Raw genomic sequence first — 15,005 nt, 5'->3', positions numbered from 1 at the left:
CAAAATTATTACGCTATTGCAAAAGTTTTATAGTATAATCATACAAGACTACTTATAATTGGGGCTTCATTATGAAAATCACTCAAGCACGATTGCATGCAGTGCGCTTTCCTTTGCATGAACCATTTATCATCTCCTATGCGACCTATCCGGATATGCCGTCTTTGATTCTTGAACTGGAAACGGATAATGGCTTGGTCGGTTACGGGGAGGCGGTGCCGGATGAACACGTAACGGGCGAATATTTCACAGCGAGCTACGAAGTGCTGAAGGAATTATTCCTGCCGGCTGTGATCGGAATGAACCCGTTCGATATTGAAGCAATCCATCATAAGATGAACGGAATTTTGACGGGCAACCCGGCCGCGAAAGCAGCGGTTGATATCGCTTGCTACGACTTGATGGGGAAAGCTTCGGGACAGCCTGTCTATAATTTGCTCGGCGGGCAGTCGAAAGAGCATTTATCCTATCCGCGCGTTTTGAGCATCGAATCGCCTGAAATCATGGCGAAAAAAGCGAAGCAGGCAGTGGAGGCGGGCTATGGTTCGTTGAAATTGAAAGTCGGGTCAGGAATTGCACAATTGGATGTTGAACGAATCCTGGCAGTACGTAAGGAAGTCGGGGACTCCGTGCCGATCCGCGTCGATGTCAACCAAGGATGGAAATCGGTCGGGACAGCGGTCTCGGCGATCCGCCAGCTTGAAATGGCTGGGCTCAGCTGGGTCGAGCAGCCGATTCGTATGGGCGATATCCGCGGCTTGGCGGAAGTGCGGCAGAAAACAGCGGTGCCGATTATGGCGGATGAAACAGTCCAATCGATGGAAGATTTACTCGAAATCATCCGTCTCGATGCAGCCGATGTCATCAATATCAAATTGATGAAATGCGGCGGGATTTTCCATGCGGTGCAAATGGCGAAAACCGCTGAAGCTGCCGGTATGCTATGCCAGATCGGCTCGATGGTCGAATCGTCGGTTGCATCAAGCGCCGGCTATCACGCGGCGATGTCGCGAATCAATATCGAAAGCACCGAGCTGACAGGGCCGCTCCTATTCAGTGAAGAAATCGGCGACTTGAAATACGAGCATCCGCATGTGCTCTTGAGCGGCAAGCCAGGGCTCGGGATTGAAGTCGATCCGGAGAAGCTGAAGAAATTGACGGTCACATCTTGTGCAGTGGGGGGCGATTTTGCATGACGGCAAAACCCCAAAAGCTTAAAAAAAGCAGAGATAAGATTCCGCATACATATGCGATTTTATTTTTGATCATGATCGCAGCGATGGTCGCCTCGTATTTGATTCCAGCAGGGCAATACGAACGGGAGGAAGTGGATGGGCGCACAGTCGTCATCGACAATTCCTTCGCGGAAGTGGAACAAAGCCCGGTCGGATTCTTTGAATTGTTCAAAGCGATTCCGACTGGGATGTCTGAAGCTTCAAGCATCATCTTCTATATCTTCCTGGTCGGCGGTGCGTTCGGCATCATCCGTGCGACAGGGGCGATCGAATCCGGTATCGCCAAGGTGGTCGATAAGCTTGAGAAGCGCGAAAAGTTTTTGATCCCGATCATCATGATCCTGTTTTCTGTATTAGGTGCCACAATTGGGATGGCCGAAGAAGTCATCATCTTTGTGCCGATCGGCATTGCAGTTGCACGGGCGATCGGCTTTGACGCCATGACGGGAACTGCGATGGTATCGCTCGGTGCGGCATCCGGTTTTATCGGCGGCATGCTCAATCCGTTTACCGTTGGGATTGCACAAGGCATCGCGGAATTGCAGATTTTCTCTGGAATCGGCTTCCGCTTCGGGGCGTATATTTTCTTCCTCGGCTTCGCGATCTGGTATGTCATGCGCTATGCGGCGAAAGTGAAAAAAGACCCGACGCAAAGCGTCATCTATGAAATTGAGAAACGCGCACAGAAATCATCGACAAAAGACCAGGCGGAAGCGCTCGGTGCGTTCAACTGGCGCCACGGCATGGTGTTCGTGTTCCTTGCAGTCGGCCTTGGCATCAATGTCTACGGCGTATTTGAATGGGGCTGGTATTTGACGGAACTTGCCGCTTCGTTTGTCATCATTGGCTTTGCGGCAGGGCTTGTCGGGAACTTAGGTGTCAACCGCATGTTCGATGCTTTTGTCGACGGCATGAAATTGGTCGTCTTCGGTGCATTGATTGTCGGGTTTGCCCGTGCGATTCTGGTCATCATGGAGCAAGGGGTCATCATGGATACGATGATCCACGGCTTATCAAGCGTCATCAGCGGCTTGCCGAATGCTTTGACGGTCATCGGCATGTTCTTCACACAAGTCGTCATCAACTTCTTCATTCCTTCCGGAAGCGGCCAGGCGGCAACGACAATGCCGATCATGACGCCGCTGTCGGATCTATTGTCCATCGAACGCCAAGTGGCGGTGCTTGCGTATCAATACGGGGACGGAATCACGAACTCCATCATCCCGACATCCGCAGCTTTAATGGGTTATTTGGCGGTTGCCGGAATCCCTTATGAAAAATGGGTGAAATTTGTTTGGAAACTGGTCGTCGGCTGGCTGGTGATTGCGCTCGTCGCACTCGTCATCGCCGTCATGATAGGCGTATCCTGAATACAAAAAATCCCCAGTGCCAAGTGCACTGGGGATTTTCTTTGTTTAAATGGTATCCGTGTCTTGAATTAAATTCAAGAAGCGTTTCGTGCGTTCTTCCTGAGGCCGATTGAACACGGCGTCCGGTGTGCCGCGTTCGACAATCCGTCCGCTGTCCATGAAAAGCACTTCGTCGGCGGCGCCTTTCGCGAAACGCATTTCATGGGTTACGACGACCATCGTCATGCCTTCTTGCGCCAAATCTTTCATGACTTGCAGTACTTCACCGACGAGTTCCGGGTCGAGTGCGGAAGTTGGCTCATCGAACAGCATGACTTTCGGTTCGAGTGCCAGCGCGCGGGCGATGCCGACGCGTTGCTGCTGGCCGCCTGACAGCTGGTGTGGATAAGTATCGGCTTTATCCGACAGCCCGACTTTCTCGAGCAACGCCAAAGCTTTCTCTTTTGCCTGTGCTTTGTCTTTTTTCTGGACAGTGACCGGACCTTCTAGAATATTATCAAGTGCAGTCATATGCGGAAACAAATTGTAATGCTGGAACACCATCGCGGATTGCTTGCGGAACGCCGTGATCTGCTTTTTGGACATCGGCTTCGAGAAATCAGCAACAAGCCCGCCGATTTCAACAGTACCGGCGCTCGGCTTTTCCAAGATGTTGAGGCAGCGGAGAAATGTGGTCTTCCCTGAACCGGAAGGGCCGATGACGACGATGGTCTGTCCTTTTTCGACGTCGAGGTCGATGCCTTTCAGCACTTCCAGCTCGCCGAAGCTTTTATGCAAATTTTTAATTGAAATCATAATAAACTCCTATCTATGAATCGATCTGGATTTAACGGGAAACATAACGGTCAAAGCGGTTTTCCAATCGTCCTTGGACGAGTGACAGCGAGAAGCAAATGATCCAGTAGATCAATGCTGCCTGCCCGTAAAGAAGCAGAAATTCGTAATTGGTCGCAGCGATCTGCTGGGCGACGCGGAACATTTCAGTCACCAAGATCAACGCGGCAAGGGATGTGTCCTTGACCAGGCTGATGAACGTATTTGATAGCGGCGGGACCGAGACGCGTGATGCTTGAGGCAAAATCACGCGCCGCAAAGTTTGGGAATAGGACATGCCGATTGTATCGGCTGCTTCCCATTGGCCTTTAGGAATCGACAAAATCGCCGCACGAATGACTTCCGAAGCGTAGGCACCGACGTTCAATGAGAATCCGATGACGGCAGCCGGGAAGGGGTCGATGGTGACGCCGATCGTCGGCAAGCCGTAAAACAGGATGAACAATTGGACGAGCAGCGGCGTGCCCCGGATGATCGAGACATAGACGCGCGCAATCCATTGGAAAATCCGGACGGTGGAGATGCGGGCAAGCGCAGTGACGATGGCCAGGAATAGCCCGAGGATAAAAGAAATGACCGAAAGCGGCAAAGTGAATTGCACAGCCGCTTCGATCAAAGGCAAGAAGGAGGACTGGGCGATGTCGCCGAGCCGCTCCAACCGTTCAGGGTTTGAGAAAATGCTATTCAAGTACATTTTCGCCGAACCACTTATTAGAGATTTCTTCGTATGTGCCATCTTCGATCATTTCAGCAAGTGCCTCATTTGCTGCTTCAACGAAGGTATCATTGCCTTTTCTGAACAATAACGCGCTTTGCGCCGCATCGCCGGATTCATCGACGACTTTAATGCCCGCATCCGGACGCTGGTTCTGGAAATCAAGCACAGTCAAGTTGTCGTTGACTGTCGCATCGACACGTCCTGATACCAATAATTCGATTGCCTGGTTAAAGCCTTCAACGCCTTCAAGCTCTGCGCCGTAAGAAGTAGCCGTTTCTGCGTAGTTGCTTGTCAATGACTGTGCCGAGAGCTTGCCTTCCAAATCATCGAAGCTTTGGATTTCTTCATTGCCTTCGGCTACGACGAGAACTGCCGTCGAAGTGATGTATGGATCTGAAAAATCATAGCTTTCCTGGCGTTCTTCGTTAATGCCGACTTGGTTGGCGACCATGTCAAAACGCTCTGCATCGAGACCTGCAAACATCGCATCCCATTGCGTTTCGAGGAATTCGGCTTCGACGCCCAGGCGTTCAGCGACTTCACGGGCGATTTCTACGTCAAACCCTGTCAATTCTCCGCTGTCATCATGGAATGTGAAAGGAGGGTATGTTCCTTCAGTGCCGATGACCAAAGTTCCTTCTTCCTGGATTTCAGCGAGCAAGTCCGTTTCGCCTTCTGTGCTGCTGCCCGAGTCTGTGTTGTCTGCATTATCGGAAGAGCCGCAAGCTGCTAGGAATAATGCAGCTGCACCGATCGGCAAAAATGCCCATTGTTTCTTCATCGATGGTTCCCCATTTCGTTAAATTATTGCCTTTATGGCGTTGTTGTTCTATTTAAGCATAATAAAGCTTACCTGTATAGTAGGTTTAATCAGCGGAGCAAAATAAGCAAAAGCCATTGTTTTTTTAAAGAGAACAATTTATAATGACTCTAACGAAAAGCTTGATATGAAAGCATTTAAAAAGATAAAAATGTCTTTTTAGAGCGGACAAATGTTTTATAGAAAAGGAGTGCTTGAAAAATGAAACGAATCATGGTGACAGGAGCTTTAGGGCAAATCGGCTCGGAATTAGTAGGCAAATTGCGCGACACATATGGTGCGGAAAATGTATTGGCAACCGATATCCGGCCATCCGACAATCAAGACGGGCCTTTCGAAATCTTGGATGTGACAGACGCAGAACGCATGCTGACTTTAGCGCGTGACTTCAATGCGGATACGATGATCCATATGGCAGCGCTATTGTCTGCGACTGCAGAAGAAAAGCCGCTGCTTGCATGGAACTTGAATATGGGCGGATTGGTCAATGCCCTTGAAGCAGCCCGTGAACTCGATATGCAATTTTTCACGCCGAGCTCGATCGGCGCATTCGGCCCCTCAACGCCGAAAAACGACACTCCGCAAGACACGCTTCAACGCCCGACGACGATGTACGGCGTCAATAAGGTAGCGGGGGAATTGCTTTGCGATTATTACTTCACGAAATTCGGCGTCGATACCCGCGGCCTTCGTTTCCCTGGCTTGATCTCGAACGTTGCGCCTCCAGGCGGCGGAACGACAGACTATGCCGTAGATATCTATTACCAGGCAATCGAAAAAGGCAGCTACACTTCCTATATCGCAGAAGGCACCCGCATGGACATGATGTACATGCCGGATGCGCTTCAGGCGATTATCGACTTGATGGAAGCCGATGCAGATAAGCTCGTGCACCGCAACGCATTCAACGTCACGGCGATGAGCTTTGAACCTGAAGAGATTGCGGCATCGATCCGCAAGCACATCCCGGATTTCAAATTGAGCTATGATGTCGACCCAACGCGCCAGGCGATCGCTGCCAGCTGGCCGGATAGCATCGATGCCAGTGCCGCAAAAGACGAATGGAACTTCAAAACAGAGTACGACTTGGACGCCATGACGGCAGACATGCTGGAGAAACTAAAGCAAAAATTACAGCAAGCATAATAAAAAGGCGCTTTTCCGAAACCGGAAAAGCGCCTTTTCTATAGCGTGATTAGAACAATAGGTGTGCCACGCCGACAACGATCGGCAAGGCGATGACTGTGCGCAAAAGGAAGACAATGATCAAATCGAAAATATTGACCGGGATTTTGGAGCCGAGCAACAAGCCCCCGACTTCAGACATATAGATCAATTGCGTAACAGACATGGTTGCGACGACAAAGCGCGTCATTTCGGACTCGATGCCTGCACCGAGAATAGCCGGCAGGAACATATCCGCAAAACCGACGACCATCAATTGTGCAGCTTCTGCAGCTTCTGGGACGCCGAGAAGGTTCAAATAAGGTTCAAATGGTGCGCCGAGAATGACGAATGTTGAGGTGTATTCCGCAAGAATCAAGGCGATGGTACCAAACGCCATGACGACAGGCGCGACCCCGATCCACATATCGAGTACGTTCTTCATGCCATCGGAGAAGAAATTAGCAACAGAGCGGTTGCGGTTCGCCTTTTCGAGTGCTTTTTCAAGTCCGTGTGATGCCAAGCCTTGCCCATCCGGTACATCCTCTGAGAGCGATTCTTGCGGGGAGCCATCCATGAATTCCGTTTTTTTCTGTGCCAGCGGATAAATGCGCGGCATAATGAGCGCCAAGATCAATCCGGCAAGAATAACGGTACCGTAATATGGAAGGAAATAAGAGCCAAGGCCGATTTCTTCGATAACAACGATGGCAAACGTGATCGAGACGACAGAGAAGGTCGTTCCGATAATCGCGGCCTCGCGCTGTGTGTATTTATTGTCTTCATATTGCTTGCTCGTCAGCAGGACACCGATCGTGCCATCGCCGACCCATGAGGCAAGCGCATCAATAGAAGAACGGCCCGGGAGGCGGAATAGAGGGCGCATGATTTTGACCATCATGGTGCCGAAAAACTCAAGCAGGCCGAAGTTCATCAAAAGCGGCAAGAACAGGCCGGCAAAAAGGAAGATCGTGAATAGGAATGAAAGCAGTCCGCTTCCTGACAACAGCAAGCCGCCTGTATTTTCGTTCCAAACTGGCTCAGGACCGACTTGGAATAATACCATGAAAGCAAAAACAGCAGCGACAACCCGCGTCAATGTCCAGAACAGGTTGACGTTGAACAATTTCTCGAAAAATGGAACGGTATCGGAGGTGTTCTCTTTCTTGGCGATAAAGGCCAAAGAGCCGAGGGCAGCAATGATTAAAATGACCAGCATTACCCAAGGGACGAACGATTCGATCTGGCCGGCCATAAGATCTGCCAGTACGGCGATCGTGACTTTCCATCCTTCATCTGTCGGAATCGGAACGAGGAACAAAAGGATCCCCAGGAAAGACGGAATCAGGAATAATAACCAAGTAGAAACTGAAAACTTTTTCAAAATAGTATTCCCCTTTTCTTTTTGTTGTATGAATAATCGTGATTTATACTAATTATACAACACTTCCCCCTTTGGAACCGCTGTCATTAGTAATGTTTATATTATCTGAAAACATCAGAAAATAATAGTATTTTTAAGAAAGAAAATCTTATTGCCGAATATGGATAATATTGGCGGAGCATCTCCAGCTGTTTATTTTTGGGTAAAAAGATGAATGGCATCGCTGTTTGGCGTGTCATTCGCCAGCCTGGAATCTCTGCACAATTGATTTAGCAAAATTAAAAAAATCCCGCCTAACAGGTCTTTTCGACGTGCAGGGCGGGATTCGGTTCACGATCTTATTCGAAATCCTGGTCCCAACGGTAAGTGTAGAACCGTTCAAGGGTCAGCCAGTTTTCGGTTTCGGTATCGCCGTTTTGCAGCTTGTGCTCCATTTCTTCGAGCATCCACGCAGTTTGCGAGATATGGGCTTTCATCGAATTCATCTTATGCTCGCGTACAGGCTTGATATCGTACACAATATCAGGCTCACCGAGCACATCCAGCGTATTGTTAGCGAACGCCACACAATGGAGTTTCGGGCGGTCTTCCATGCGGCGAACGGCACGAACTACGGCGCGCGCCGTTGCTTCGTGGTCAGGGTGCACCGCGAAATCTGGATAGAACGTGATGATCAGGGAAGGATTGGTTTCTTCAATAAGCTCTTCCATCATGCGCACCATTTTTTCATCGTCTTCGAACTCTAGGGTCTTGTCGCGTAAGCCCATCATGCGAAGATCGGTCAAGCCCATCGCTTCGGCGGAGGCGAGAAGTTCTTTCTTACGGATGGCAGGCAAAGATTCACGCGTCGCAAACGGCGGGTTGCCGAGATTGCGGCCCATTTCGCCAAGTGTCAAACAGGCGTATGTAACGGGCGTTCCTTGTTGGATATGGGTCGTGATCGTTCCCGACACTCCGAACGCTTCGTCGTCGGGGTGGGGGAAGATGACCAGTACATGTCGTTCTTTCGGGATGGTCATTAAAATTCCTCCTTAATAGCTGAACGGTGTTTCGCTGAGTTGCAGCGCCACCGCCAATTTTCCGGTTCCGTCATGGCCTGCGAGCAGCAAACGGCCTTCTTCATCGATTTCAAAATGGGTGATGCCTTGTGCGTATACCCAGCCTTGCGGAAGTTTCAGCCCAACACGATGCGGGCTGTCGCCGACGACTTTCCCCAGTTTGAAGTTAATGACGACGTTGCGGATGAATGCCCCAGCGTTGAAAAAGCCTTCATTGAAATGGCTGGCGTAGCTGCCATTCGTCGTTTCCAGGTGAAGGTAGACGTCCTTGCCGACGAATGAATCGATCGCCGCTTGGAGTTGGTTGACTTCTACTAGTTCCATGGTGTTCCTCCTAATTAAATCGGTATTCTATCAGTATAAGGAACTCTGCGGATGATTGCGATTAGTACGCTCTGCGTTATGAAGAATGATAGGAGAGTTCGTTTTAAACTATCTTGGTGCGGTTAAAGGAACAAATTAAAAAAGGAGGGCGCCTGTGCGCCCTCCTTTTAAATCTGATTGAATTATAGTTCTACAACGTCCACTTCAGCTTTGTGGAATTTATTCGCAGCTCCGTGCATGACGGGGCCAACGTATTCATTCAGCTTCCAGCCGTGCGCAATCGCTGTAGAAACAAAGATTTTCGCGTTGTATACCGCATCTTTGACCGATTGGCCGTTGGCAAGATTGGCCGTAATCGCCGCAGCGAACGTACAGCCGGCGCCGTGGTTGTAAGTCGTATCGGTTTTCTCAGCCGTCAACAGGTAATGTTTTTCTCCGTCATAGAGAAGGTCGGCTGCTTTTTCGTGTTTCAATTGCTTGCCGCCTTTGATCACGACGAACTTCGCACCGTGTGAATGGATTTTTTCCGCCGCTTTTTGCAGGTCTTCGACTGTGTGAAGTGTGCCGAGTCCTGACAATTGACCAGCTTCTACAAGGTTCGGTGTTACGACTTTTGCGTGCGGCAGCAAGTATTTAACCATCGCATCGACATTTTCAGGGAATAGCACTTCGTCTTCGCCTTTACATGCCATCACCGGGTCGATGACAACATCGGTAATGCCGGATGCTTCGATGGCCTTACCAGCCATTTCGATGATATCGACGGTCGGCAACATGCCGGTTTTCAAGGAGTCGATCCCAGTGGAGAATGCTGTTTTCAACTGGGCATCTAGCGTGTCAAGCGCGATCGGGTGGATACCATGGCTCCAATGGTTGTCCGGGTCCATCGTGACGATGACCGTTAAAGCATTCATGCCGTATGTGCCGTGTTCCTGGAACGTCTTCAAGTCGGCCTGGATGCCAGCGCCGCCGGAAGTATCGGATCCTGCAATGGTGAGTGTCTTTTTGAGTGTCATAAGTCAATCTCCTTTAGGCTATTTAGTCATAGAGCTAATTTTATAGAAATTTTGCGCCATTTACAACGGTTTGGGCCTGTGCGGCCAAGCCAAAGCCAGCACTGTCGCAATGGAAGTAAGGGAAAATAACAGCGTGATGCCCCCGATTACCCAATGCCCGCTAGTGAATAGGCCAACTGCCATTACTAATGTTAAAATGGCTGCGAGAACAATCAGGCCGATCAAGCAGCCCATGCCGGCGCGTTTGGCGCTTTCGGGTGCGCTATCGCCTTTCGTTTTGGAAATATCAGAAATCCTTTGACGCCAGTCTGCCATATGTATTTCGCCCCTTTTCTCCATCGTAACACGGCGGGGTGGCGAATTGAAGCGCTTGCAGACGAAGAAGACTAGAGAAAAAGAGATCGGGTATTGAAAAGAAAAGTTATTTATCGGAGGAGTAGATATCATGACCAAGCAAATTTTCAGCAATGACTGGCAGGAAATCTTAGGAGAAGAATTCGGCAAAAGTTATTACAGAGAGTTGAGGGAGTTCTTAAAAGAAGAATATGCCAATGAAACCATATATCCGGTAAAAGAGAATATTTGGAATGCCTTTGAACATACGGCTTATGAAGATGTCAAAGCAGTCATCCTCGGGCAAGACCCCTACCATGGGCCGAATCAAGCGCACGGCTTGAGCTTTTCCGTTCAGCCAGGCATCGCACATCCGCCGAGCCTGCGTAATATCTTCAAAGAACTCGAAGACGACATTGGCTGTGAAAAGCCGGTGGATGGGACTTTGACGAAATGGTCTGACCAAGGGGTGCTCATGCTCAACACCGTCTTGACGGTAAGGCAAGGGCAAGCGCATTCGCACCAGAAAAAAGGATGGGAGCAGTTTACGGATGAAGTTATCCGGAAATTATCGGAACGTGAAGCGCCGGTTATCTTCATTTTATGGGGCAAACCGGCGCAGATGAAAAAACGCCTGATCGATACCGAACGCCACGACATCATCGAAGCCCCGCATCCGAGCCCACTCAGTGCACATCGTGGATTTTTCGGCAGTAAGCCGTTCTCAAAAGTGAACAAGCTGTTACAATCGCGCGGTGAAGAACCGATTGATTTCTGCCTGGACTGACGAATCCGGCAGGCACGTGGTAAACTGTATGGGACTAACAGCGAGAGGGGCCATGACACATGGGCATCGAAACGACACGCATTTTAGACGAAATCGATAAGCATACAGCCCGCGCGCGAGGGAGCGAACCCGAAAAGATCCGGGAATCCCTTGCCGCAATCCGAGCCTTATGCGACCTGCTTCTCGAAGACGGCATGCAAGCGCCAAAGAAACCGCGCGCCATGCCGCTTCAGACGGACCCGGTGAACCGGCCGCAGTCGGTTCCCGCGGCCACGAGGCTTCAGGAAGAAGGGGCGAACGGCGATTCGCTTTTTGAATTTTAAATGGAAAGAGGACGAAACAAATGAAATTTTTCTTGATAGCGGGAGCGGTCAATGGACTGCTGGCCGTCGCATTTGGCGCTTTCGGGGCGCATATGCTCGAAGGCCGCGTAGCGGATAAATATTTGGATACATGGCAGACAGCGGTGCAATACCAAATGTTCCATTCCATCGGCTTGATTGCCGTCGCCATTTTGATGAGCTCCGCGCTCATCGGCCCGCTCGGTTCACTGAACTGGGCTGGGTATTTGATGCTTGCCGGAATCGTGATTTTCTCGGGCAGCTTGTATGTCTTGAGCTTGACGGGCATCAGTGTGCTTGGCGCCATCACGCCAATCGGCGGCGTCGCGTTCATCGCGGGATGGGTTATGCTTATCATCGCCGCCATGAAAGCCTTGTAATTAGAAAAAGACAGCTGCCTGCATGGCAAATGCAGGCAGCTTTTTTTATTGGAAAGAACATTTCCATTGCTCAGAAGAATGGAAATTTTAACAGATTAGGTTAAGTTTTTGTAAATATGTTGTATCCCTATTACGGGTAGTCATACAATGGATAAGGTTTGATTAACGGATAAGGGTGTAGATACATATGAAACAGCAAGCACATATTTTTGATATACATGTCATGAGGGCAGTGGGCTGCTTGATGGTCGTGCTCGTCCATGTATCCGCATTGTATTATGTCCAGCGCGGGGAATGGGAGGATGTCATTTTATTCCTCAACCAGGCGAGCCGTTTCGGGACACCGATCTTCGCTATCGTCAGCGGTCTGCTGTTATTTTTGCAAGCAAAAAACAAAGGGTTTTTCTTCCAGCGCTTCGTCACGTCGCGTCTGCAGAAAATCGTCATTCCCTTCCTGTTCTGGACAGCCTTTTACTTGTTTTATTTGTGGGTGGTCTTCGGAGCGAACCCGCTGGACGCAGGAATCAAGCGCTTTTTGTTTGAAGTGGCGTTTGGGGAGACGTATTCCCATCTTTATTTCATTTCCATCGTGCTGCAATTTTATTTGATTTTTCCTTTGCTGCAATTGATCAAGGGCAAGGCGGCTTGGATCATTGCACTGGTTGCATCGGCTATTGTTCATATCTACGCGATGAAGTATATGGACCCGACGCAATTTGATGGGCTGCTTGCCATGATTATGGAACAGCGCGCCTTTTTGCCGAAATGGATCTTCTTCTTCGTCTTTGGCGGGTTTCTTGCTTATAACTGGGAAGCTGCGAAACAATGGGCCTATAAATGGAGAATCGGTTTATTTGTCGGGGTACTGCTGATTCTCTATTTCGCGGCAGTCGAATATGAATGGGGACGTTACATAGGATCCAATCGTGTTTCCAATATCATCAATTTACCGATCCTCATTTTGTTCATTATGGCCATTTCCGAGAAAGTGGCACGAAATCCGCTGCTTCACACGCTTGCCTCAAGGCTTGGCGCAATGTCGATGGGGATCTATTTGATCCACCCGTTCGTCATCAATATGCTGCAGCGCAATTTGCCGGATGAAGTTTGGACGCTTTCCTTATTTCCGCTATGGTATGTAGTGGTCATGGCCATCACGGTCGGAATCATCATGCTCGTCCAGAAATTGCCGTTCGGCCGCGTCATTTTGACGGTGCCTGCTGTCAAGAAGGTTAAACCAGCTACAGAGAACGGGAATAAAGGCTTAACGGAAGCGTAAAAAAGCCGTTTAGACAAATGAATTACATAAAAAAAGTTGCCTGCAGGTGCGGGCAACTTTTTTGTTTTCATTTCGCTCCGTCCAGCAATCTCCTCAGTTTTTCGGGATCGTCCACTTTCAACGCGATTTGCGAGACTGGTTGCGTTTTGCCGAAAAACAGCACCGCCTGCTGGGGCATGTTGAAATCGATCACGACCTGAGGTTCCGGTTCTTCAAAATCTTTGGCGACGAATGCCAGTGCATTGGCCTCGGGTTTTGCGCCCCAACGCACCGCTCGAATCGATTCGAGCGGTGCACTGATTCGTTTGTTCAACCCTAACGATACATGCAAGTTTCCATCCTTGATGGTCAAGGGATTCAATCGGGTGGCTTGAATATCGCCAATGAAATAAATGACACTATAGACATTCAAGATGAGCAGGACGATAGAAAGTAAAGCGGATTTATCGTGGAGCCACCAATGGATGCCGATGGTCTCAATGACGATGGCGTGGATGAGCATGATGTTAAATGCGATGGAGCTAGTGTTTTTATGGAGAGTGATGGATGCTGGGTCTTCTGGAGGCTGTTTTTTCCATGTACAGAAGGCATAGTAAAACGCGAGCGCTTCAGACAGGACGATATGGATCAGCGGATTCGGCTTGACGTTCTCATGCACTGCAGGAAATAAGGCGAAAAGCGGGCTGCCGGATTGTTTAAGCATGGAACGCCGAATTTTTGAAATGTGGATGAGCAATAACCCGAGCAAGGCCAATTCTGCCGCCAGCACGAGCATTTCGATTGCGAGGCCAATGTAGAATATTGGAGCGAAGGGTTCGAAATACAGCGCAGGAATGATGAAGCGCGCAGCGATCAACCCGGCGGCTATGACTGCAAGCAAAAAAAAGGGGAGCGGTAGACCAAGAGATTGCTGATCAATACGAGAAGCAAGAAAGCGAAAGCCCATTTTGCATAATGTGTCTGGCGTATCACGAACATACAAACACCTCGTTTTTCTTTTAGTATACCCAATAAATGGAAGGTTTCGATAGTGGAAGTATGGCGGAAAATCGAAAGTCTGCTTAGGTAGAGGCCATGGAATAAAAAAAGCACCGCATCCTCTCATCAGGATGCGGTGCTTTGGAGAAATTTATACTTCAAGGAATTTTGCAGTTTTCTCTTTGTCGAGAATCGTGCCGACGTAGAATGAACCGAATTCGCCGTAGCGGGCGGATACTTCATCGAAACGCATTTCGTAGACAAGCTTCTTGAATTGGAGAACGTCTTCTGCAAACAGTGTAACGCCCCACTCGTAATCATCGAACCCGACAGAGCCGGAAATGATTTGTTTGACTTTGCCTGCGTAGCTGCGGCCGATTTTGCCGTGTGACAGCATCAAATCTTTACGCTCCTGCATCGGCAGCATGTACCAATTGTCGTTGCCTTCGCGGCGCTTGTCCATTGGATAGAAGCAAATGTACTGGGAGCGTTGAAGCTCTGGGTACAGACGCGAACGGACATGCGGATTTTGATAAGGGTCTTCATTGCTTTCGCCTGACAGGTAGTTCGACAACTCGACGACAGAAACGTAAGAATAAGTCGGCACTGTGTAGGCGATCAAGGTCAATTTATTGTATTCGGTTTCGAGCTCGCGCAATTCATCCATCGTTTCACGCAAAAGCATGAGCATGAGGTCGGCTTTTTGGCCGATGATGGAATAAAGGGCGTGGGCACCGGTTTTGTTTTCGTCAGCTTGGTTAACTTTTTCCATGAAATTATTGAACTCGTCGATCGCGAATTGGCGCTCTTCGTCGTCCAGCATTTTCCACGCGACCCAGTCCATTGAACGGAAATCGTGGAGCACGTACCAGCCGTCTAATGTGATTGCTGCTTCATTCATCAGTAGAACACTCCTTTTATGTGAATCTCTCTTCCACAGTTTATCATATGCAAGACGCAAGTTCCTATCCGAATGCGGCCTGT

At 49.4% G+C, this 15,005-nt stretch carries 17 protein-coding genes; 7 read left to right on the top strand and 10 right to left on the bottom strand.

All coding sequences use genetic code 11. The features are described from left to right. Positions 1-71 precede the first annotated feature (71 nt). Complete coding sequence (locus CW734_RS14590; protein ID WP_101191366.1) at positions 72-1,196, top strand: mandelate racemase/muconate lactonizing enzyme family protein; 1,125 nt, start codon at positions 72-74, stop codon at positions 1,194-1,196. Then, positions 1,193-2,605: a YfcC family protein gene (locus CW734_RS14585; RefSeq protein ID WP_101191364.1), complete on the top strand. Its 1,413-nt coding sequence runs from the start codon at positions 1,193-1,195 to the stop codon at positions 2,603-2,605. Before CW734_RS14590 ends, CW734_RS14585 begins: the two co-directional genes overlap by 4 nt. A gap of 45 nt (positions 2,606-2,650) precedes the next feature. Here CW734_RS14585 and CW734_RS14580 read toward each other — a convergent pair whose 3' ends face one another. Genes CW734_RS14580 through CW734_RS14570 form a run of 3 tightly spaced genes read right to left on the bottom strand, consistent with a single transcriptional unit; the run spans position 2,651 to position 4,938 of the window. After that, positions 2,651-3,400, bottom strand: coding sequence for an amino acid ABC transporter ATP-binding protein (locus tag CW734_RS14580; RefSeq protein ID WP_101191362.1), 750 nt, complete (start codon positions 3,398-3,400; stop codon positions 2,651-2,653). Between the two features lie 31 nt (positions 3,401-3,431). Further along, complete coding sequence (locus CW734_RS14575) at positions 3,432-4,133, bottom strand: amino acid ABC transporter permease (RefSeq protein WP_101191360.1); 702 nt, start codon at positions 4,131-4,133, stop codon at positions 3,432-3,434. Further along, a complete protein-coding gene (locus CW734_RS14570; protein ID WP_058382898.1) occupies positions 4,120-4,938 on the bottom strand; it encodes an amino acid ABC transporter substrate-binding protein in 819 nt (272 codons plus the stop codon). Before CW734_RS14570 ends, CW734_RS14575 begins: the two co-directional genes overlap by 14 nt. A 240-nt stretch (positions 4,939-5,178) precedes the next feature. Here CW734_RS14570 and CW734_RS14565 point away from each other — a divergent pair, with 240 nt between their 5' ends. Then, entirely contained in the window at positions 5,179-6,123 is a 945-nt protein-coding gene (locus CW734_RS14565; RefSeq protein ID WP_101191359.1) for an L-threonine 3-dehydrogenase, read from the top strand. A gap of 49 nt (positions 6,124-6,172) precedes the next feature. Here CW734_RS14565 and CW734_RS14560 read toward each other — a convergent pair whose 3' ends face one another. The 5 genes from CW734_RS14560 to CW734_RS14540 all read right to left on the bottom strand — a co-directional run bounded on the left by CW734_RS14560 (position 6,173) and on the right by CW734_RS14540 (position 10,238). Beyond that, a complete protein-coding gene (locus tag CW734_RS14560; protein ID WP_101191357.1) occupies positions 6,173-7,525 on the bottom strand; it encodes a YjiH family protein in 1,353 nt (450 codons plus the stop codon). Positions 7,526-7,863: 338 nt separating this feature from the next. Then, on the bottom strand, positions 7,864-8,544 hold the full coding sequence (gene bshB2 / locus CW734_RS14555) for a bacillithiol biosynthesis deacetylase BshB2 (protein ID WP_058382901.1): 681 nt from the start codon (positions 8,542-8,544) through the stop codon (positions 7,864-7,866). Between the two features lie 12 nt (positions 8,545-8,556). Further along, positions 8,557-8,907: a YojF family protein gene (locus CW734_RS14550; protein ID WP_101191355.1), complete on the bottom strand. Its 351-nt coding sequence runs from the start codon at positions 8,905-8,907 to the stop codon at positions 8,557-8,559. Positions 8,908-9,089: 182 nt separating this feature from the next. Continuing rightward, positions 9,090-9,923, bottom strand: a complete 834-nt coding sequence (gene pdxK, locus CW734_RS14545; RefSeq protein ID WP_058382904.1) for a pyridoxine/pyridoxal/pyridoxamine kinase — start codon at positions 9,921-9,923, stop codon at positions 9,090-9,092. Positions 9,924-9,983: 60 nt separating this feature from the next. Then, the gene (locus CW734_RS14540) at positions 9,984-10,238 is read right to left on the bottom strand and encodes a hypothetical protein (protein ID WP_101191353.1); all 255 of its coding nucleotides are present in this window, start codon (positions 10,236-10,238) and stop codon (positions 9,984-9,986) included. Positions 10,239-10,368: 130 nt separating this feature from the next. Here CW734_RS14540 and CW734_RS14535 point away from each other — a divergent pair, with 130 nt between their 5' ends. The 4 genes from CW734_RS14535 to CW734_RS14520 all read left to right on the top strand — a co-directional run bounded on the left by CW734_RS14535 (position 10,369) and on the right by CW734_RS14520 (position 13,043). Then, entirely contained in the window at positions 10,369-11,043 is a 675-nt protein-coding gene (locus CW734_RS14535) for a uracil-DNA glycosylase (protein WP_101191351.1), read from the top strand. A 59-nt stretch (positions 11,044-11,102) separates the two neighbouring features. After that, complete coding sequence (locus CW734_RS14530; protein WP_101191349.1) at positions 11,103-11,366, top strand: YwdI family protein; 264 nt, start codon at positions 11,103-11,105, stop codon at positions 11,364-11,366. 20 nt (positions 11,367-11,386) lie between these two features. Next, a complete protein-coding gene (locus CW734_RS14525; RefSeq protein WP_101191347.1) occupies positions 11,387-11,764 on the top strand; it encodes a DUF423 domain-containing protein in 378 nt (125 codons plus the stop codon). Between the two features lie 187 nt (positions 11,765-11,951). Continuing rightward, positions 11,952-13,043, top strand: a complete 1,092-nt coding sequence (locus tag CW734_RS14520; RefSeq protein WP_101191345.1) for an acyltransferase — start codon at positions 11,952-11,954, stop codon at positions 13,041-13,043. A gap of 67 nt (positions 13,044-13,110) precedes the next feature. Here CW734_RS14520 and CW734_RS14515 read toward each other — a convergent pair whose 3' ends face one another. Together CW734_RS14515 and hemQ are read right to left on the bottom strand one after the other, a co-directional pair. Next, the gene (locus tag CW734_RS14515; protein ID WP_145990610.1) at positions 13,111-13,923 is read right to left on the bottom strand and encodes a beta-carotene 15,15'-monooxygenase; all 813 of its coding nucleotides are present in this window, start codon (positions 13,921-13,923) and stop codon (positions 13,111-13,113) included. Positions 13,924-14,172: 249 nt separating this feature from the next. Then, positions 14,173-14,922, bottom strand: a complete 750-nt coding sequence (hemQ, locus tag CW734_RS14510) for a hydrogen peroxide-dependent heme synthase (protein ID WP_101191342.1) — start codon at positions 14,920-14,922, stop codon at positions 14,173-14,175. Positions 14,923-15,005 lie beyond the last annotated feature (83 nt).

This window comes from Planococcus sp. MB-3u-03 (assembly GCF_002833405.1).
GTDB lineage: Bacteria > Bacillota > Bacilli > Bacillales_A > Planococcaceae > Planococcus.
This window is presented reverse-complemented; position numbering and strand designations above follow the sequence as displayed.